This window comes from Paenibacillus silvestris (assembly GCF_009882985.1).
Lineage (GTDB): Bacteria > Bacillota > Bacilli > Paenibacillales > NBRC-103111 > Paenibacillus_E > Paenibacillus_E silvestris.
The window spans coordinates 154,343-174,507 of record NZ_WTUZ01000040.1 but is presented as its reverse complement, the minus strand read 5'-3'; the positions used below and the strand labels follow the sequence as shown (position 1 = coordinate 174,507).

Below are 20,165 nucleotides of genomic sequence, written 5' to 3'. Positions count from 1 at the left end.
ATGCATCCGCAAAAGAGGCATGCTCCAGCCTTATGTAAGGAGGTCCGTAACGCATGTCGGAATGCGATGAAATACTTGATCCATTCGCTGAGATTGCCCGCAGGGAACATCCGCTTGCCAAAGAGGGGATGTCAGAGACATTGCCGTTCGTTTATGAGAAAAGATGGTTTGGTGCTGGGAATCAGACTGTTAACCGACTAACCCCGCCAAGCTTTGAAAGTGAACTGATCGACTTTCATGATCAGCTAGCGAGACTCAGAGCGAAGTACGAACCCTATTTGCAGAATCTTGTCCCACCTAGGGAGCTAATGAGACCCCATCTCGAATTGAAGTCATTTCATTTTCGGTATAGGGAGGAACAGGATCGTTTATTCTCTCGAGTGTTAAATGGTGATGGCCCATGGGAAGAGGTTGCAATTCCTGACTTCCGCGGTCCAACGAAAGAAAACGGCCGCTGGACCGGCTATTATCGAACCGAATTCCAGTTTCCCAAGCCAGGTAGAGGCAAAAGGTTATTTCTCCTATTTCAGGGAGTGGACTATAAAGCTGTTGTCTATGTCAATCAGAAATGTGTTGGCGTTCATGAGGGTTTCTTTGCCCCGTTTGAATACGATATAACGGATGTTTGGCAAGAGACCAACACGCTTGTCGTTGAGGTGCACAATGATTATCCAATGATGGGCGTGAACGGTACACTGCTCGATGGTGATAAATTGTATGCGGCTACAGGTCCAGGCTGGGATGATCCTAAGGATGGCTGGCATCACTGCCCATCAGGAGGAGGAATTCATCATCACGTTATGATCGAAGAACGCTCCGAACTCTATGTTCAAGATATCTTCATCCGACCCATCCCTGAGGAGAACGGTTTGGAAGCATGGATTGACGTCGTTAATACAACTAGTCATTTAATTGAGCATGCGGAGCTGGCACTAGATGTATTTACTCGGAATTTTGAAGGAGAAGGTCTTCGGAACTTGCATTTTTCAATCGCTTATGCGGGACCGGGAATGAATAATTACCGCTATAGGCTTACTTTTGCGAATTACCGGATGTGGGAATTGAATCAACCCTTCCTCTATACATTGAGGGCGAGCCTCTCCTACAACGAGGAGTGTATCGATCAGAAAGATAGAAACTTCGGAATGAGAAGCTTTCATATGGATGAACTGTCGCTTCCGAAAGGGAGGCTATACTTCAATAATCAGCCGATTATTCTCCGTGGAGCGAATGAAATGGGGCATCTGCAGCAGTGCGTTATGCAGGAGAACTGGAAGCAGTTAATCGACGATATCTTGATTGCGAAGCTGGCGAATCTGAATTTCTACCGGATCACACAACGACCTGTGCAAGAAGAGATTTACGACTATATGGATATGCTCGGGATGTTAAATCAGTGCGATCTTCCGGCATTCGGATTCATCCGTCGCAGCCAGTTTTCCGAGGCGATTCGCCAATCGGCAGAGATGGAAAGACTCGTCCGCAGTCATCCTTCCGTTGTGATGGTGTCCCTGATCAACGAACCTTCACGACCAGCGAAACGGGGGAAGGGACATCGTCATTTATTCCGGGATGAACTAGAGGCATTCTTCGCTGCGGCTCGAAATGCGATATATATTGAAAATCCAGATCGTGTTGTGAAGAATGCGGATGGTGACTATGATCCGCCAACCGAGACGGGACTTTCTGATTTTCACTGTTATACCATGTGGTACACGAATCATGCGCTAAACTTTGGTCATTTGTACAAAGGCTACGTACCTATGCTGAAAACCGATTGGCTTACAGGCTGCGGCGAGTATGGCTCCGAGGGCTTGGATCATCTGGCGGTCATGCTGAACCGTTATCCAAAAGAGTGGCTGCCGGCTCAATTAGATGAAACGTGGATGCCTAACCGGATTGTTGATGCACAAACCTACAGCCTGCATGGTGATTGGTTCCCTGAACAAGACACGATAGAAGATTGGATCCGTGAAAGCCAAAGTCATCAAGCGCAAGTTACGCGTCTAATGACAGATGCCATAAGGCGGCGCTCCGATAAAATGATTTCATCCGCCATTCATCTGCTCATTGATGCTTGGCCTTCCGGTTGGATGAAAACGTTAGTCGGTGTGGACCGCATCCCGAAGCCAGCGTATTTTGCTTATCGAAGAAGCCTGGAACCTCTCCGCGTTAATCTGAGGAGCGACCGCTGGAGAGCTTATGCCGGGGAGCAGGTGGAAGTGGAAGCATGGCTGCTCAACGATATGGCGCAATCTTACTACAACTGCAAAGTGCGTGTTACTTTCCGTGATGATCACAACGATTTTGGCTCCTTCGAGATAACTGCGCAGGCAAAAGCCGTATCTCCGAACCATGCGGGTACGCTTCGGCTAGTGATGCCTCAAGTGTCCGAGCGGCGTAAGGTATACGCTGACGCGTGTCTACTAGATGAAACGGGCACTCTTCGCAACGAAGAACGGTTCGCAATCGAAGTGTTTCCAAACTTGGAGCGTTTACCTACAAAGGGCGAGGTCGTCTTTTTAGGTGCTTCTGCGGAAAGCGTACTCTCCGAGCTAGGTATAGGCAGCGTACCTTACAAGTCTGATCAATCTTTTCAGAACATTATCATTTCCTCTCTTGAAGCATTTGAATGCTGCCAAAGTGAAATTGAAGAACAGATTAATCACGGAGCGCATGCTGTATTCCTGCAAGACGAGGGTGATCGGACGGAGTGGTCGATTGGCGGTCATCCTGTCCAGGAATTTGAGATGACGGAGTTGTTTATGGTCGCACATGCTACACAGGCACGCCCGCTTGATTTCTCTTACTGCTATAACGTGGAGACAGATCGGATAGATCCGATTGCGCAGCGCTACTTTCAGGTAGAGGGGCTTGAAGCTTTGCTGTATACCTACGAGAAGCCATCACGTACAGAACCCATGAACCGAGGAAAGAAGAAGAGAGCAGTAGCTGGTTTGAAGAAAATGGGCAGCGGCCAAATCATCATTGTTCGGCTGCTTCTGAATGGACGTGTTGGCTTCAACCCAACCATCGATCACTTCATACGGTCGTGCCTTAAGTGAGGCATTCGAAGGGAGAACGATTACATGAAAGCAATAGCAATCAGGCCGAACTACGTCATCCCGTGGGAGTTGGAGACAGAATTTTGCCATCACGGAATCCCACTTTCAAACGGGGTGTACGGCGCCTTAATCTGGTTTCAAGAGCAAACCATCCTGATAACCATCAATCGAGCTGATTATTGGGATCATCGAGGAGGTATCGTAAGGACCGATGCCTGCACATATTCGAATCTTAAAGAACTGCTGACGCAGGGAGACTTTGAAGGTGCTAGACAGTTGTACCCTGTTCAATTGGTGAACGGGAAAGAGAAGCGCCCTACACGACTTCCGATGGGACGATTCGAACTGAAATTGAAGGCGGGAGTCACGATCGAGTCTGCTTCGCTGCATCTTCAAACCGCGGAAGCATCCATTGTTTGCCGATTAAACGATGAGCAGCACGTTATGAAGTTGACGATTCTAAATGATCGGCCGGTCCTTCAGATTTCCGGAAACCAAGAGTTGCTAGCAGACTTAATCCCGAGGCCATCCTACGATTTCCCAAAGGTCAAAGCGTATTATGACGATTTTGGCATTAACCCCCATATACCGCTTCATACGACAAATGCGGTCGGATGGGTGCAGGAACTGCCGGCAGACCCAGCCTGTGCCGTATTCGCTGAATGGAGCGATTCTGTACTGAGCATTGCTGCGGAATTCGGCGCGACAGCTTCCGAAGCAGAAGCAGCAGCCGTCAGCCATTTGGCTGCGACACGAGGCGTGTTCTATGAGAAGTCTACCGAGAAAACAAGGCAAAGCTGGAAGCAACTTTGGGAGCAGACGGCCGATATTTCACTGCCCGACGAAGAAATTGAACGAATGTATTACATGGGGATTTATCGAATGCTGGGCAATTCGATGCCTGGCCGTATTGCGCCAACCCTTCAGGGACCATGGGCGGAGGAATACCGTATCCCGCCTTGGAGCTGCGATTATCATTTCAACATTAATGTGCAGGAATGCTTATGGCCTGCGTACGGAGCTAATCTGCTTCCGTGTCTTCAACCGCTGTTTACGATGATTGACCAGTGGAAGCCCCTTTTAGCTGACAATGCCAAACGTTTTGTGGATATTGATAATGGCTATATGCTCGGTCACTCTGTCGATGATCGCGGACTTCCTGTCGGAGGGATGTGGACGGGGACGATTGATCAGGCCAATACCTCTTGGGTTGCCCAGTTGATGTGGCAATATGCACGGTATGCTGGCGACCATACGTTTCTACTGGAGGAAGTATACCCGTTTATGAAGGGGGCGCTCCGGGTTTTTGCGGCGATGATGGAATGGGAAGACGATACCTATGCGTTGCCTATATCCGTATCCCCCGAGTTTGGCGGTTCGTCCGCTAATGGACTGGGCCGCAACTCCACCTTTTTCTTAGTTAACGTTCATTTTCTCTGCGAGAAGTTGATCGAAACCGCGGAAACTTACGGGATCAAGGACTCTGACATGGATATGATCCGCGACATTCGGAGCAAATTACCGGCCTTCACAGCAGGTCCGCGACAATATCAAGAATTCGGCAAGAAGCCAGGCGACGAAATCTATTTATGGGAGGGACAGCCGTTAACGGAATGTCACCGCCATCATTCGCATCTAGCCGGCATTTATCCGTTCGACACGATGGATATGGCGGACGCTTATACCCGAGAAGTCGCTCTAAATGCCTATCACTCTTGGGTGGATAAAGGAATGGGCCGCTGGGCAGGCTGGTCTTTGCCGTGGGCTTCCATTCTTCATAACAGATTTGGGAAACCGGATATGGCACTTTTCTCCCTGCATATTTTGAAAGAGATCTACATGATGCCAGGTTACGCTACTGCACATAATGGGAAGTATGCCGGCTTTACGCAATTCGTCGGCGCTGATGTCATGCAAGTGGAGGCAGCGATTGCAGCATCTGCTGCTGTGCTTGAGATGTATGTGCAGTGTGTGAGAGGAACGATCCGAATATTTACGGGGCTTTCCAAGCGGTTTAAAGAGGCTGCATTTTCAGGCATACGTGCGGAAGGCGCTTTCTTACTCTCCGGTGTCAAATCGCAGGGTCAAGTTCGTGAGATAACCGTTTATGCCGAGCGGGATGAGTGGCTGCGGTTGGTCAATCCATTCTCGGGCAAAGTGCTCATTACTCGGGGAGCAGACAGGTTGGAATCCGAGGAGACTTTGATCGCGATGCGGCTGAATGCTGGAGAATGTGTTGCTTTCACAGCAGTAGAAGCATCCGCAGCTTTAAATAAGAAGGTAACGAAAGCATGAATAGGGAGGAATGGATATGAAAACGATTTATTTGGCGATTCAAGATCAAGCAGCACCTAGAATTCTGTTTGGTGCGGCAATTCTCACCAAGGCACTAGAAGATCAAGGTTATCGTGTTGAAACATCTGATCCATGGTTAATCTCGAACTATCGAGCGAAAGAGGGGACTAAAATATTCATCGGCAACCGTCAGGAGGCCGAGTTTATCCGTACATTGGAAGAAGAGGAGGTCCTCTGTTATCATACGCTGGCTCCTGCTGATGAAGGCTTTTACTTGGCTGCGCTTCCCGGCAACTTGACCGTCATCTCCGGCGGCAGCGATACCGGAACCCTGTACGGATGTCAGGAGTTGGCAGCTATTGTTCGTGAAGAGCAGGCGCTTCCCGATCGGTTGGCATTTGGCGATGCACCGTCTTTTGTATTGCGTGGACCTGCCCTTGGTCTTCAGAAAACAAAGGTAGAGCCGCCTCGACGCACCTATGAATATCCGGTTACACCAGCAAGGTTCCCATGGTTTTATGATAAAGCGCTATGGCTTGATTTCCTTGATATGCTCTTAGAGCAGCGCTGTAATGTCATCTATATCTGGACGGGGCATCCTTTCTCCTCCTTCGTTAAGCTTGACGATTACCCGGAAGCGCTTGAAGTGACAGAAGACGAGTTTCATTTGAACGTAGAAACCTTCCATTGGCTGGCAGAGGAAGGAAACAAACGCGGCATTTGGATCGTTCTTAATTTTTACAACATTCATATTCCGCTGCCGTTTGCTCAAAAGCATGGTCTGGAGCTGCATCAGCCGAAACCGACGCCACTTACTAGCGATTACTATCAAAAGAGCATTTCGGCATTTGTGCGAACATTTCCCAATGTAGGCTTAATGGTTTGCCTTGGAGAGGCCCTTCAAGGACAACTCTATGGAGCAGAGTGGTTGACGGAAACCATTCTTGAAGGCGTTAATAACGGATTGAAGGATTTGCAGCTGAAAGAAAAGCCGCCAATCATCATTCGTTCACACGCTATTAATGCGGAAAGCGTTATGGCTGCTGCGCTCCCGCATTATCCGAACCTGTATACAGAAGCGAAATTCAATGGAGAATCCCTGACCACATTTACTCCGAGGGGGCGCTGGCAGAGCATTCATAACCATCTCAGTTCGCTAGAGACGATTCATATGATCAATGTGCATATATTGGCCAATTTGGAGCCGTTCCGTTGGGGCAGTCCTTCTTTCATTCAAAAGAGTATGCAGGCCGCTACATATAGGCTCGGCGCGAACGGTCTTCATTTGTATCCGCTATTTTTCTGGGATTGGCCGTACTCGCCAGATCAAGCTACACCTCGCTTGCGACAATTTGACCGGGATTGGATTTGGTTTGCCTCTTGGTTTCGATATGCCTGGAATCCCGATAGAGATCCGAAACAGGAGAGACGTTATTGGGTTGATCTTCTCGCCGAGCGCTACGGTAGTAAGGAAGCTGGTGAGCTGATCCTTACGGCATACGAAGAATCGGGGGAATGTGCGCCCAAAATTCTTCGTCGTTTCGGGATTACCGAGGGAAACCGGCAGACGATGAGTTTGGGTATGACCCTCAGTCAACTGACCAACCCAGATCGTTATATGCCTTGGAAAGAGTTATGGGAATGCCAAGCGCCTCAAGGAGAGCGATTGGAGGAGTACGTTTTAAAAGAAATTCAAGGTAAACCACATGTGGGTGAGACGCCAGCGGACATCATTGCCGAAGTCGAGCGTGACACGGAAAAGGCCGTCCAAGCGATTCGGAATGCGAGCAGCTATGTGAGCCGAAATAAGGAAGAGTTCGAGCGAATTGCCAATGACGTTGAAGCTATTCGGCTTATGACTTACTCCTACACCTATAAAGTTAGGGCTGCAATCAACATCTTAACTTACAAGCATACAGTTGAAGGACGTTATTTGGAGAGGACCGACTTGCTGGAAAGCGCACAGACACATGCGGAGATGAGCCTGAGGAACTACCGAGAGCTTACGGCTTTGACGGATACAACATATCTATACGCCAACAGCATGCAAACGCCTCAGCGTAAAGTGCCTTTCCCGAACGGAGAAACCTATGGCCATTGGAGAGATTGTTTGCCGCTTTATGAGCAAGAGTATGAGAATTTGACGAATCAGGTACAGCGTCTAAAAATAGGCCAATTACCGGCTGCTTTAAGAGATGCAGGTGGCAAAATTGAACCTTATAAAGCTGCACCATTCACGCTGCATTCCAAGAATGCTGAGACGTATACGATTGATAAGCAGCAGTATATTTTTAATGACGGTGATGTATTTATTCAGAATTATGCCGAAGAGCTTGCCGGTTTAACGGGTATTCGCTTCAGTCAACGGGAAGCATCGAAAGAAGGTGTGAATCTGGATATAGAGCTGTTCGAGAAGTCTCTTATCTTAGTGGCTTACTTCAATTCACCAGACTCCCAGTGGCTGAAGGCACCCAATTTGGAGGAGAATACGCATGCAGATGACCGAGGTGGATTAGTGCCGATATTGAAAAACGGCATGAAGGTCTATTTTTATCCAAGCCTAAATATTCATGCTTATACGTATGAAGCTGGCAGGCATACACTGGTTTTCGGCAAAGGAGCTTACCTGGTTGTAGGCATCATTGCCGGTGAACAAAGACCAGCGGCACGGGATGTGTCTCACGAAGGTGTGAGTGCAGATACGATGGATTGGCTTTATAGCGCAGAGAATATCCAGCCTGAAAGGACAGTCCAACCTACAGGGGGTGTGTAAAAGTGACTGAAAACATAAGCCGCCGACCTAAATTAGGACTCCAAGGCCCTGTCCTCGCTTGGCAGGATCCGTGGGCCAAAGAAGCATCCGACCGATTAATGCGAACAGGAACGGGGATGGTAACGCCATCCCAAGACCCTTTGCCAGACACGGAATCGTATATGGCTATCTTGAAGGAGCTAGGTACAGAGTTTTATGTGCATCATATGTTTCCGGATTTGTCTGGGCAAGCGGAAATGCTAAATGACATGGTCAGATCTGGGATTGAAGTATGTCTGGGAAATGAATATGGCAACATTAATGGCCCGTTTGTCCAAGGGACGAATCGCTATGATGTCCCGGATGAGGCGATTATAACAGCAGCAAACAGCGGGAAATTAATCGGCCTATTATATGACGAGCCAGAGCACTTGCAAGTCAATGCTGGGCAGTATAGAAAGGATGGATGGTTCCCTCATTGGACGGAAACAGAAGGTCTGAGCTTGTCTCAATCAGAGCAGCGCGTCATTACTGCTGTTTCCGATCAAGTGAACCATGTGCGTGACTTGCTGAAGGTTAACGGCTTGGACGGGGATTCCGTTCCTTTGATTTCGGAGCATGTTTTCCCCATCATGTTTCATACAATGGCAAGGGCAGGAATGACGCTTTGTCCTAAAATTATGAAGGAATCGTTCCAATCCCTTCAGCTGTCGACGGCACTTGGAGCAGCGAAGCAGTATGCACGTTCCATGTGGATTTGTGCCGACTTATGGGGACCTGATATCGGAAGCTGGTTTACCCGGACCTCCGGTTTTCCCGGACATTCACCTGAGGAATATGAATCCGCGCTGATGATGGGGTACTATATGGCCCCCACACATCTGTTTACGGAAAATGTGGATGCCCTGCTCGCCTATGATGGCAGCTCGTTCAGTAAGACCGAATTTGGCGAGATTTGGGCTCGATTCGTCAAGGATTTCGTTCCGAAACATCCGATCTCATGGCGGCATTCCGACGCTTCTCCGGACATTGTCCTCATCCATTCGGATGACAGCAATTACGGACAGAACGCGCGATTGTATGGTAACCGCAGCGAGGAGCGTCCGGAAGCGGTAACAAGTATATTTGAAGCGTGGCATCTGCTTAGCCATGGCTCGATCCCTTCCCATGGCAGCTGCCTGCACATTCCAGGCTATAACTTCCCGCGTCATGAGCTAAAGCTGAGGGTTCCATTTGAGCAGTTTCCGCTAAAGCAAGGCGCAGACTTTATAACTACGGAAGCTATACATCCCTTGTTTTATCCGGTACATAATGTTCTCGTCTTTGATAATACCGTGCAAGCTGAGCAGATTGGCGACCCGAAACTAATCGTAGTAGCGGGATCACGAATTACAGAAGGGACTCTCCACGCGGTCCGAAAAAAAGCAGAAAGTGGAACGACCGTCATTATTGGAGATTGGCTGCTAGCTGACAAATGGCGGGATTCCTGCACGTATGGGAATGGTGGTGTATGGCTGCCTGTGAACAGCTTCTTGCATGAGAATGCGCATGAGGCTGCAGCGCCATTCCTTGGGAGCCAGGATTGCTGGATGCAAAAATTTGGCCGTACGGAGCTTAGGATGTATAAGAAAGATTCAGGTGGATTCACCTTAGATTTTGAAATCAATAGCAGAACTTAACAGACAAGAAGGAGAGGCTACAATGATCACATTTCTACCCTACGAGGTACCGGAAAGCAAACGAATTCGCTTGATTATTAATACGGATGCCAAGAACGAAGCGGATGATCAATTTGCGATTGTTCATGCGCTTCTGACGCCCCGATTTGTTAACAAAGGCATTATTGCAGCTCACTTTGGGACCGAGCGAACGCTAACCTCGATGGAGGATAGCTATGAGGAGTGCGAGAAAATCCTATCTCTGATGGAAATGAAGGAGGTTGTTCCTCTCTATCGGGGGGCAGAGCGGGCGATGACAGATGAGAGGACACCGGCCCTCTCCGAAGGGGCTGAGTTCATCATCCGTGAGGCGATGAAAGAAGATGCGATGCCGCTTTATGTGATCTCGCTAGGAGCTATTACGGATTTGGCGAGCGCTCTATTGATCGAACCGCGAATTGCCGATCGGTTGACAGCTATTTGGATCGGAGGCGGCCAATGGCCAGAAGGAGAGAGGGAATTTAACTTAAGTAATGATATCGCTGCTGCTAATAGCGTTATGGCTTCCTCTGTTCCACTGTGGGTTGTCCCTCGCAATGTGTATTCGACGATTCGCGTCAGCTTGGCGGAATTGGCGCTTAAGGTTCGGCCTTATGGGCCAATAGGCAGCTATTTATTTGAGCAAATGGTTGATTTCAACCATACCGCCGCCGGAAATCCGCGTTTCCCAAAAGGAGAAATGTGGTCCCTAGGCGATTCACCGGCGGTCAGTTTGCTTTTGGATAGTCACGAGTATGCCTACGAAATGAAGCCTGCACCACGAATAACACAGGACATGCGTTATGTCCATTATCAGAAAGAGCGCTTCATTCGTTGGTACAATGAGGTGGACGCCCGGTTTACGCTAGAGGATATGTTTGCCAAAATTGCTTTGTACGATGCTTATAAGAAATAATCCGCCATCTAACGTCGAAACCCTTCTTTCCTTATTTCGGAAGGGTTTTTTCCGCAGATTTTTTTGAACTGTCTGCTGAAAAATGACAAATCTTTGTAGCCCAATGCTTCCGCGACTTCAGAGGCATTCATCCCGTTATAGCGCAGCAGTTGTTCGGCGCGTTCAATGCGAGTCTGGATGATATATCGTTCCAGGGGTATCCCCATAATTTCCTTGAATTTGAGAGAGAAATAACGGGGAGATAAATTGGCATTCTCCGCCAATGACTCAAGTGAATGTGGGATGCCCGGCGTCTGACGAATACGGTGAGCCAACATGCGAATGAGCGAAGTTAAATGATCAGCAGGATGCAGAGCCGGCTGATCTTCTTCACGTTTTAACTGCATGAGCATTAATGCCAATAACATTTTTCCTTCTACAGCGGAATCTTTCGTGTTCTCCAACATCGTTTCAACATAACGATTCAGATACGTTTCGAAGACGAAGCGATCCTTCACAATGTGATAACCGGATGGCATAGACGGCAGTAATGGTTTGTAGTCGGCCAAAGAAAAGTGAATATAGGTGACCGTAAGTGGCTGCTGCGGATCATGACTTGCAGCCGTGGCGTCTCCCGGCATGAAGAGGAAACATGTTCCGCTTCCAACTGGATAAGTCATCTTGTTTCGAAGCATCGTCCCTGTACCGTTCCATGCATACCAGAGATCGAAATCTTCCAGTGGCTGCTGCCGGGTATCCCATTTCCATGTTCGCTCGCAGGTGACTTTGCCGAAATTGCTAGTTAAGCCTACTTGTGTAATAAACTCCACGCTCATGCGTCCCCTTTATGTAGAAAAGTACAAACATTTCGACAGGTAGTGAATTCATTTTACAACGTTTTCCCAGTAAAATGAAGGTATTCAAGAAATGTATAGTACAAATATTTGAAGGAGATGTTTCAACATGCTGCATCCATTTATGGGGATCGAACATTGGGATCGAGTAGGCTTGTCCGTCGAGGAATCGGCTAAGCGTCTTCAACGCATTGCGTATGCAGATCGGCGCTCAATGAGGCTAGAAGCGGGCCATATGACAGCTCGGCCTGAATATGAGGTGAAGGGAGCATTAGCGCGTTTCACCTGGCAGGATTCCGAGTTCTATAATCAGTTCCGCAACCGCTGCAAGCAGCTTCGGATGGGCGTGAGAGCTTTCGAGAAGTGCCCGGATGATGCTTTAGATACATTGATGACTAAAATATTGGAATCGTCCAATACGCTGAACCTATTGGTTGCTTTGTTTGAGGTGCTGAAGCCCGCGATGATCGAGGCCGTGAATAGGTACCTGTCTGAGGCTCAACCGCTCGTTGATGAGCCGACGATACATCTTTTGCAGCATCAGCTCATAGACCGCAAAGGGCAAATGGTGTGGGGCGAGCAGGCGATTGCTCACTTTATGGCATCCGCAAGTAGGGAGGAGAAAGTGAGCGCAGAGCGCTGGAAGCTCTATATCCAAGCGCTGCTGCAAGCAGCTGGAGGGATTGACGGTTGCGAGGATAAAGGAGTAGTGGATCCGTGTTTGATCGTGAGCACCGAACCTTTTCAGCTTCCTTTCACAAGCACCAGAGATAACCGGTACCAGACGTCAGTCGTCAAAATGAAGGGAATGACATTCGAAGACAATAATGAGGGACGTTTTCTTCAAATGATGCTTTCCCGATACTTTGAGATGTCGCCAGCCGAGGGAGTTGCTTATGTACATTTCTCTACGGAAGGGAAGCCGTGGTCCTTCTACCATGATACCGCGAGACATTTATGGGATGAGGTCAGGCACTGCTGGTTTGGAGAGGCGGCGCTGCGGAGTAAAGGCTATGATGTTCACGCCATCCCGAACTGGACCGGCTGGTATGATATGACAAGTCAATTGTTTAATGACGATGAAGCCTATACCCACTTAACGATTGCCATTGAGAAAGCTGCGATGAAATATCCACCGGGAAAAAGAGAGGAATGGGAATTCTGCCGGGATGTCGTCCAAGACCCGCTGATGACAACGTTCCAGGATTTCGATTGGGCAGACGAGGTCGTTCATGCGGGATTCGGTCAGAAGTGGATTATTGACGAGCTGTTTCATGGCGACAACGTGAAGGCTTTGGATGCTGCGGAGCTAACTGTGGCGAAGCGTGCCGTGTACATGGACAGCTTCGATAAGGAAGGTAATGTGCCGCCGCCAGGCGGTTTTGCGGGCAATTATTAAATATAGGCTGCTGATAGACTTCGGAAAGGATCTCCCTTACGGATTCGATCGGCAGCCTTTATCTTTGATATTCCTTGGGAGTGAAGCCTGTCATCTGCTTAAATATGCGGCTGAAGTAGAACTGATCGAGGTATCCGACACGTTCGCCAACTTCTTTGATCGTTAAATTGCGGTAATGCGTCAATAAGTATTTGGCCTCATTAATACGCAGTGTCATTAGGTAGCGGGAAGGAGGTTCTGAGGTATATTTGATGAAGATTTTGCTTAAATAAGAAGCTGTGAAGTTAAAATGCCGGGCAATTTGCTCAAGGTTCAATTCTTTTGTGAAATTATCGCGCATAAATTCACGCACAAGTTGAACGATATCCTCTGGATTCTGTGCTGTCTGCGGGTTCAATCCCCTTAAATGATCTTCGAACTGAGCTCTCTCATTCTCAATAAGCGTAATAACCCGCGAGAGAACGCGATGGAGCTCATCTGTTGAAACAGGCTTGAGCAGGTAGTCTTTCACATTGTACTGCATAGCTTCCTTGGCATAGGCGAAATCGGCAAAGCCGCTAGCGATGATTTTGCGGATGCGAGGGAAGTAACTGTCCAGCGATTTGATTAGCTCTAGCCCATCCATAACAGGCATGCGAATATCTGTCACGATGAGGTCAGGCTGATCTTGGCGGACAAGATCAAGCGCTTCCTTGCCATCTTGCGCTGCCCCAATAACTTTCACTGTACCAGAGAAGAGTTCGATTCTTTTTACAAGATTATTACGAATCAAATCCTCATCTTCTACGACGATGATCTTAACTAACTGCCGTTCCTCCATGACCATGATGTTCGTTGATACCTCCTTGTGTAAGCGTTCCGCCAATGATGACAGTTGCGCCTTGTCCGTTTGCAATTCGGAAAATGGTTTCATTACCGTACATCAGCTTCATGCGGATATAAATATTTAACAGTCCCATCCCGTTTAGTTGAAGTAATGGAAGTACGTTCGTCTTGTCAATCTCTTGGATTCTCCGATCCAGATTCGCCAAACTTTCTTCACTAAATCCGTCACCGGTATCTGCGACCTCAACCTGCCAATGATTAGCTGAAATTGTCCCTGTTACACGGATCGTCCAGGGCGGCTGATGTTTGGTAGCAAATTTGAGCGCGTTCTCCACTAATGGCTGAATAATAAGCTTCGGGATTCGTAGTTCGGTGAGTTGATCATCTATGTCAAATTCGAAATGCAGCTTGCGCCCGAAGCGGATTTGATTGATTTCCAGATACTTGCGGGTATGCAGAACTTCCTCTTTGAGTGCAACGAGGGAACCGTCTGCTGAGAAATAGCGGAGAAAGTCCGACATATTTTCTGTCATGGCGACGATTTCAGCATTCATATTCTCCTGTGCCATCACCTGAATTGTCGTGAGTGTATTATATAGAAAATGCGGATTCATTTGCGTCTGGAGGGCAATCAGCTTAGCTTGCAGCTCTTGATGTTGCGACATTAACAAATCATCCATGGATTGTTTCAGCCGAGAGCTCATCTTGACGAACGACCAATACAGCTGGTCTAGTTCGTTTAAACCGCTATTTAGCTGAGGCGCAGCACCACGTTCAGTGCCTAAGTCTTCCAGGCGCATCGTTCGCATAGAACGATGGATTTTCTGAATCGGCATTGTAATTCGTTTGGCCGCAAGGAACGAAAGTAAAATAGACAGGAGCAGAATAATCAGAGCGATAAGCACCGTTCGCTTCGCAAATGTGAAAAGTGGCGAGAGCAATTTGCTTTCAGATACGATAATGACCGTACTAAGCCCAGTAAACTCGGAGTAATGCAGCGATAGCAGCGCTTTTTCCCCTGTATCTTGATTGTAAAAGGATTGGTTTCCAGCAGTTCCATCCGCTCCTCTATACGTCATATAGGGCAGATATCGCTCTTTATCAGCTTTCGTTGGATAGATAATTTCGTTGGCATTATTGTAGACGAGGACTTTGGCTTGGTAAGGATTGCGATCTGTAAAATCTATGGCACTTTTGAAAATGCGATTGAAGTACTGCTTTACTTCGATAATCCCCATAGGAGTATTGTAGTTATCGTAGAAAAGACGGAACAAGGACATCGAAAACTGTTTCTCGTTAGATGAAATGAAACGCGACATTTCCTCATCGGGAACGGGAGGAGCGATGTATTTCCCAGCGGTATTATGCATCACAGCATCAAACCATGGCTTATCTTGGGGGAGATACGTTCGTTCACCATTATCAAAGCCGTTGCCGTATACTTTGCTTTTGAAATCATACAAATACAGCTGTTCAACAGGACGGGACGGTCCGATTGCTGCCGTGAGGATGTCCGTTAACTCTTTGGCGTTTTGCACCGAATTCTCAGCGCCAGTCACATTTGCGTTCACAGCTATATTCGATCGCGAGTCGGTTGTGAGGGAAAGATAGCGTTGAAAGTGATTTTTCACTAAATTGGAGTACATGACATTCAGCGAAACATCGTTTAATTTATGAAACTCAGAATCAATATTATCTTGCATGGACTGTCCCATGCTTTCCAATGAATCTGTGGCGTTCTTCCGCAATAGATCGGAGGCCCATAGGTAGAACCAAGCAACCAGTACGGTGAACACAATGAGAATGATTAACGAGTAGGTGGAGAAAAGAATCGATCGGATGTTGCGGTTTTTAGTCCACATAACCTGCCTCCAAGCGGTCGGTGTAGCTTTGATGCTTTCATTTTCCTTCTGGCTGATCATTTTGTCAAAGCTTTTCTTGAAAGCGTATGCAAGTCAAATTTGTGCATAAAAGGAGTCGGATTTCTCCATGTTAGATAGCGTGCTAGCCGTCTATAATGAGGGCATATCCGAAATGTAAGCGGATTTATGAGGGTCAGAAACCAAGGGGAGTGGTGTTGTGAAAAAGCCGTTATGGACGTTGGCCGTATCAATTTGTACCGTTGCATTGGTTGGAGGATGCAGTAGTGGATCCGCACCTAGTGCGACTAGCAGCGCTGCAGCGCCAGCAGTTAAGAGCGATACACCAGCAACTGAGAGCAAAACTCCCGCTAAGAAAGACGTAACGTTAACGTATATTGCCAGTCAAGGATGGATCAAGGATACGGAAATGCAGCTGGCTAAGAAGTTTGAGAGTGAGACCGGCATACGCATTGATTATCAAATCATTCCAGCAGACCAATATTTCAATGTACTTAAAACAAAGCTTAATGCCAAGGAAGGTCCAGATCTATTCGGCGGACAAAGCGGCAAAAGTGAGATTAGCTTAAATTATAACGTAGAGAAGAATGCCGTTGACCTGAGCGATCAGGAATGGACCAAGCGAGAAGATAAACTTTCACTAGAGCAGCTTTCTCTAAATGGTAAAGTGTATGCGCTTACGATTTGGGATACCGGCAACAGCTTTGTCGTTGTATACAACAAGAAAATATATGAGAAACTCGGTATCAACGTACCTAAGACCTATGAAGAGCTGAAGCAAGCCTCTATGAAAATCAAGCAGGCAGGCATAACGCCGATCTATGAACCAATCGCAGACGGTTGGCATCATGTGCTTTGGTTCGCTGAACCGGGACCGCGTTATGATGAAGCTACGCCTAATCTTTATAACGATCTGAATGCAAATAAAAAGAAATTCGTGGATGATCCAAGCATGAAAACTTCTTTGACTCAGATGAAGGAGATGTACGATCTCGGTTTTTTTGGCGACAACACGTTTTCTGACACAGGCGCCGATACAGCTAACAAGTTAGCAAGCGGTAAATATGCCATGTCATTGTCCACACAAAGCACACCAAGTGATGTCACCAAAATTAATCCCGAGCTGAAAGCCGAAGACTTCGGATTCTTCCCAATCCCGCTTGCGGATAACCAATTTTATTACATCAATCCAGGAGGACCGAGCAAGTTCGTTTATTCCGGATCGAAACATATCGAAGAGGCGAAGCAGTATCTAGCCTTTTTGGCCAAACCCGAAAATCTGCAATATATGGTCGACAACGATAAGACAGTATCCAATCTAAACTTCTCTGGACTTAAGGATAAGTATACGGATGAGCAGAAGAAACTGTTTGCCGCATATCCGAAGAGAGGAACGGACCTCCAGGATTATGTTAATTATGTCAATCCGCAATGGATGGATATGGGGAAAGATTTGGTAGCGATGTTCAGTAAATCAATGGAGCCGATCGATGTGTTGAAAAGCATTGATAAACGAAGAGCAGACATGGCAGGGGTAGCCAAAGATCCAGCTTGGGCCAAATAAAGAGATTAGAATTCTATTCGGAGTGGGGAGCTTACCGCTATGAACAATAAGATCTATCCTTCCTATTTCAGCTGGGCTACACTCGGGCTATACGTGGTGTTTTTTATCGTGCCGGGCTTGATGGGCTTCTACTACTCATTCACGGATTGGAACATGTATTCCAGCGAGATTCAGCTGATCGGATTTGATAATTTCAGTTCCTTATTCTCAGCAGATGAGAAATACATGAAATTTATTATCAATACGCTGAATTTTACGCTATCAACGGTGATTCTGAAGACGCTCCTCGGTTTATTATTTGCCATTGCTCTTAATGAGGGCATTCGGATGAAAGGCTTTCACCGAGTGATGATTTTCATGCCTGCCATTGTCCCCATGCTTGTTGTCGGACTTATTTTCAAATCCGTGCTCAACCCGGCTACTGGTCTACTGAATGAATCGCTGCGAGCAATCGGGTTAGATGTCCTAACTCAAAAATGGCTCGTCGATGTGAACTGGGCGTTCAAATCCATTATCGCCGTCGATACATGGAAGGGTGTAGGTTACATCATGATTATCCTGCTCGCCGGCCTGCAATCCATCTCGAAAACCTACTATGAAGCAGCGCAGATTGACGGTGCAAATCATTGGCAAAAGTTTAAATATGTGACGGTTCCTCTTCTGATGCCTGCTCTCGTCGTTACCACCGTGCTCAATTTACTGCATGGGCTCAAAGTATTTGAGGTTGTGTATGTGCTGACTAATGGCGGGCCTGGCTACGCGACGGATGTGCTGTATACGACGATATTCAAGGAGTTTTCACAAGGTCGATACGGTGTAGGAACAGCCTTGTCAACCGTTCTATTCTTGTTTATGACCATTGTCGGATACTTCGTGATTCGGTTGATGGCCAAAGAGGAGGAGCATAGCGCATGAGAATGAACCCTGTGATCTCGCTGCTCCGAAACCTGTTCGCTTGGGTGCTCAGTCTACTCATGTTTATTCCTCTGCTTCTGATCGTCATCAATTCGCTTAAAACACAACTGGAAGCGAACACGATGAGTATGGCTCTTCCGAAGAGCTTAGCATGGAGCAATTATGCTGTCGTTATCGAACAAGGTAAACTCATACAATCATTCTTCAATAGCCTGTTATACGCCAGTCTCTCAACTGTGCTAGGTATTGCACTCGCTTCAATTGCGGCTTATGTGTTCTCTAGAAACCGTACGCGTATGAACCGTTTTCTATATTTGTTCGTGATCATGGGTATCGCGATGCCTGTTAACTTTGTCACATTAACCAAAGTTATGCAGATGACCCATCTCATTAATACGCAGCTTGGGATTATCATCCTACTAGCCGTCGGTTCGATCCCGTTCAGCGTATTTCTCATCTACGGTTTCATTGGCTCTGTTCCGAAAGAGTTAGATGAGGCAGGAATCGTGGACGGTTGTCCGCCATTCAAGCTGTTCTACGCCATTGTTCTTCCGCTTTTAACACCTGTCGTAGTAACAGTCGCAATTTTGAATTTTATGGGCGCTTGGAACGATTTCGTGCTTCCTTTATATTATTTGAATTCTTCGACCAAGTGGCCAATGACGTTAGCTGTTTATAATTTCTATGGACGTTTCCAAGTGAATTGGAATTTGGTTTCGGCGGATATTGTGCTTACAACACTACCCGTTATTGTAATTTACCTGATTGGTCAGAAATATATCATTTCTGGAATGACTTCTGGCTCGGTCAAAGGTTAGCAAGTTTGAGATTTGTGCAGTTGATAAGCGGAATTTTGACGAAAAGGAGTGGCAAACATCATGAATAAGCGCATATACAAACTAGGCGTTATCGGGCTAGGGGAAGGACGCAGTATTATCTCGGCAGCGCTGCAAAGTGAACGTTGGGATCTGGTGAATGTCTGCGATATTAATGAAGAGATGTGCAAGCTGCGCAGGGATGAATTCGGATTTCGGCGATATACGCTGAGCTATGAGGAGATGCTTCAAGATTCAGAGATTGATGTCATTGCCATCTATACCCCGGATCAGCTTCACGGTCGGCATATTCAAATGGCATTGGAAGCAGGCAAACATGTCATTGTAACGAAACCGATGCTTCATTCTTTGGAAGAAGCTAATGGACTGCTTCGCGTGTGGAAAGCATCAGGCAAATACGTTTTCGTGGGACAGAGCTCCCGATTTTTCGAGCCGATGCTCCATCAACGCGAGGATTTCTTAGCCGGCCGCCATGGTGAAGTGGATACGGTCGAAACTTTCTATATCGCGGATTCCCGCTGGTTTTTGCAGAAAGATTGGAGTAGGCAGAGGGGCTTCAGTTGGTTGTATAATTTCATGATACATGCCGTGGATTTGGCCAAATGGTATTTGCCTGAAATCGAAGAGGTGTTTGGTTACGGACATTCCAGTAGCAGCAATAGGGCGTATGGGTTAACGACGCCAGATACAATGAGATTTGTAATGAAAGATAAGGAAGGGCGTATCGCTCAAGTAGCTGGCTCCTACACTAAGCCTACGCTTCAGCATATAGATCCGGGCATTAGCTGTACACTTAGGGGGACGAAAGGGACGAGTAGGGCAGTCTATTCGAATCTGCTATACCATACTCATTTTCCGCCAGAGAAGCCAGTGACTCATTCGTTCGAAGAAAAGTTCCCGTACTATTTCCGCTTCGAGGGAACGAGCCATCATGCGGGTGAGTATCAAAACTACATTGAATATTTTGCTGATTGCCTGGACAAGGGCGAAACGCCGAAGCCTGATCTGATGGAGGGCATTCACACGCTATCTATCTTGACGGCAATGGAAAGAAGCATGGAAAGCGGTAACCCTGTGAAAGTGAACGATGTAATGAAAGAGTTTGGTTTGGAATCGTGAACCCCGAGAGCGTATATATAAAATGTAGACCCTCAGCCCGAAGCTGTGGGTCTATTTTTGCTGCATCAA

The 20,165-nt window shown here is 47.2% G+C and carries 13 protein-coding genes; 10 read left to right on the top strand and 3 right to left on the bottom strand.

Features of this window, described 5'->3' with window-relative positions:
- Nucleotides 1-53 precede the first annotated feature (53 nt).
- Genes GQF01_RS32795 through GQF01_RS32775 form a run of 5 tightly spaced genes read left to right on the top strand, consistent with a single transcriptional unit; the run spans nucleotide 54 to nucleotide 10,725 of the window.
- Nucleotides 54-3,065, top strand: a complete 3,012-nt coding sequence (locus GQF01_RS32795; RefSeq protein WP_161411354.1) for a glycosyl hydrolase 2 galactose-binding domain-containing protein — start codon at nucleotides 54-56, stop codon at nucleotides 3,063-3,065.
- Between the two features lie 24 nt (nucleotides 3,066-3,089).
- Nucleotides 3,090-5,360: a glycosyl hydrolase family 95 catalytic domain-containing protein gene (locus GQF01_RS32790; protein ID WP_161411353.1), complete on the top strand. Its 2,271-nt coding sequence runs from the start codon at nucleotides 3,090-3,092 to the stop codon at nucleotides 5,358-5,360.
- Nucleotides 5,361-5,376: 16 nt separating this feature from the next.
- Nucleotides 5,377-8,133 (top strand): hypothetical protein, encoded by a 2,757-nt coding sequence (locus tag GQF01_RS32785; RefSeq protein WP_161411351.1) that lies wholly within the window; start codon nucleotides 5,377-5,379, stop codon nucleotides 8,131-8,133.
- Between the two features lie 2 nt (nucleotides 8,134-8,135).
- Nucleotides 8,136-9,791, top strand: a complete 1,656-nt coding sequence (locus tag GQF01_RS32780; RefSeq protein WP_328803581.1) for a hypothetical protein — start codon at nucleotides 8,136-8,138, stop codon at nucleotides 9,789-9,791.
- Between the two features lie 22 nt (nucleotides 9,792-9,813).
- Nucleotides 9,814-10,725, top strand: a complete 912-nt coding sequence (locus GQF01_RS32775) for a nucleoside hydrolase (protein WP_161411349.1) — start codon at nucleotides 9,814-9,816, stop codon at nucleotides 10,723-10,725.
- 8 nt (nucleotides 10,726-10,733) lie between these two features.
- Here GQF01_RS32775 and GQF01_RS32770 read toward each other — a convergent pair whose 3' ends face one another.
- Entirely contained in the window at nucleotides 10,734-11,534 is an 801-nt protein-coding gene (locus GQF01_RS32770) for an AraC family transcriptional regulator (protein ID WP_328803580.1), read from the bottom strand.
- A 133-nt stretch (nucleotides 11,535-11,667) separates the two neighbouring features.
- Here GQF01_RS32770 and GQF01_RS32765 point away from each other — a divergent pair, with 133 nt between their 5' ends.
- Nucleotides 11,668-12,957 (top strand): hypothetical protein, encoded by a 1,290-nt coding sequence (locus GQF01_RS32765; RefSeq protein ID WP_161411346.1) that lies wholly within the window; start codon nucleotides 11,668-11,670, stop codon nucleotides 12,955-12,957.
- A 58-nt stretch (nucleotides 12,958-13,015) separates the two neighbouring features.
- Here the strand turns inward: GQF01_RS32765 and GQF01_RS32760 are convergent, their stop codons facing one another.
- The gene (locus tag GQF01_RS32760) at nucleotides 13,016-13,783 is read right to left on the bottom strand and encodes a response regulator transcription factor (protein ID WP_161411344.1); all 768 of its coding nucleotides are present in this window, start codon (nucleotides 13,781-13,783) and stop codon (nucleotides 13,016-13,018) included.
- Nucleotides 13,755-15,644, bottom strand: coding sequence for a sensor histidine kinase (locus GQF01_RS32755; RefSeq protein ID WP_161411342.1), 1,890 nt, complete (start codon nucleotides 15,642-15,644; stop codon nucleotides 13,755-13,757). The genes GQF01_RS32760 and GQF01_RS32755 overlap by 29 nt, the downstream gene beginning before the upstream one ends.
- Before the next feature lie 217 nt (nucleotides 15,645-15,861).
- Between GQF01_RS32755 and GQF01_RS32750 the strand changes: the two genes are divergently transcribed.
- Genes GQF01_RS32750 through GQF01_RS32735 form a run of 4 tightly spaced genes read left to right on the top strand, consistent with a single transcriptional unit; the run spans nucleotide 15,862 to nucleotide 20,096 of the window.
- Nucleotides 15,862-17,226: an ABC transporter substrate-binding protein gene (locus tag GQF01_RS32750; protein WP_161411340.1), complete on the top strand. Its 1,365-nt coding sequence runs from the start codon at nucleotides 15,862-15,864 to the stop codon at nucleotides 17,224-17,226.
- 39 nt (nucleotides 17,227-17,265) lie between these two features.
- On the top strand, nucleotides 17,266-18,141 hold the full coding sequence (locus GQF01_RS32745) for a carbohydrate ABC transporter permease (protein WP_161411337.1): 876 nt from the start codon (nucleotides 17,266-17,268) through the stop codon (nucleotides 18,139-18,141).
- On the top strand, nucleotides 18,138-18,959 hold the full coding sequence (locus tag GQF01_RS32740; RefSeq protein WP_161411336.1) for a carbohydrate ABC transporter permease: 822 nt from the start codon (nucleotides 18,138-18,140) through the stop codon (nucleotides 18,957-18,959). The genes GQF01_RS32745 and GQF01_RS32740 overlap by 4 nt, the downstream gene beginning before the upstream one ends.
- A gap of 60 nt (nucleotides 18,960-19,019) precedes the next feature.
- The gene (locus GQF01_RS32735; protein ID WP_161411334.1) at nucleotides 19,020-20,096 is read left to right on the top strand and encodes a Gfo/Idh/MocA family protein; all 1,077 of its coding nucleotides are present in this window, start codon (nucleotides 19,020-19,022) and stop codon (nucleotides 20,094-20,096) included.
- Nucleotides 20,097-20,165 lie beyond the last annotated feature (69 nt).

Coding starts and splice junctions, on each gene's coding strand:
- GQF01_RS32795 (WP_161411354.1), top strand. CDS start 54: ATGTCGGAATGCGATGAAATACTTGATCCATTCGCTGAGATTGCCCGC.
- GQF01_RS32790 (WP_161411353.1), top strand. CDS start 3,090: ATGAAAGCAATAGCAATCAGGCCGAACTACGTCATCCCGTGGGAGTTG.
- GQF01_RS32785 (WP_161411351.1), top strand. CDS start 5,377: ATGAAAACGATTTATTTGGCGATTCAAGATCAAGCAGCACCTAGAATT.
- GQF01_RS32775 (WP_161411349.1), top strand. CDS start 9,814: ATGATCACATTTCTACCCTACGAGGTACCGGAAAGCAAACGAATTCGC.
- GQF01_RS32765 (WP_161411346.1), top strand. CDS start 11,668: ATGCTGCATCCATTTATGGGGATCGAACATTGGGATCGAGTAGGCTTG.
- GQF01_RS32760 (WP_161411344.1), bottom strand. CDS start 13,783: ATGGTCATGGAGGAACGGCAGTTAGTTAAGATCATCGTCGTAGAAGAT.
- GQF01_RS32755 (WP_161411342.1), bottom strand. CDS start 15,644: ATGTGGACTAAAAACCGCAACATCCGATCGATTCTTTTCTCCACCTAC.
- GQF01_RS32745 (WP_161411337.1), top strand. CDS start 17,266: ATGAACAATAAGATCTATCCTTCCTATTTCAGCTGGGCTACACTCGGG.
- GQF01_RS32740 (WP_161411336.1), top strand. CDS start 18,138: ATGAGAATGAACCCTGTGATCTCGCTGCTCCGAAACCTGTTCGCTTGG.
- GQF01_RS32735 (WP_161411334.1), top strand. CDS start 19,020: ATGAATAAGCGCATATACAAACTAGGCGTTATCGGGCTAGGGGAAGGA.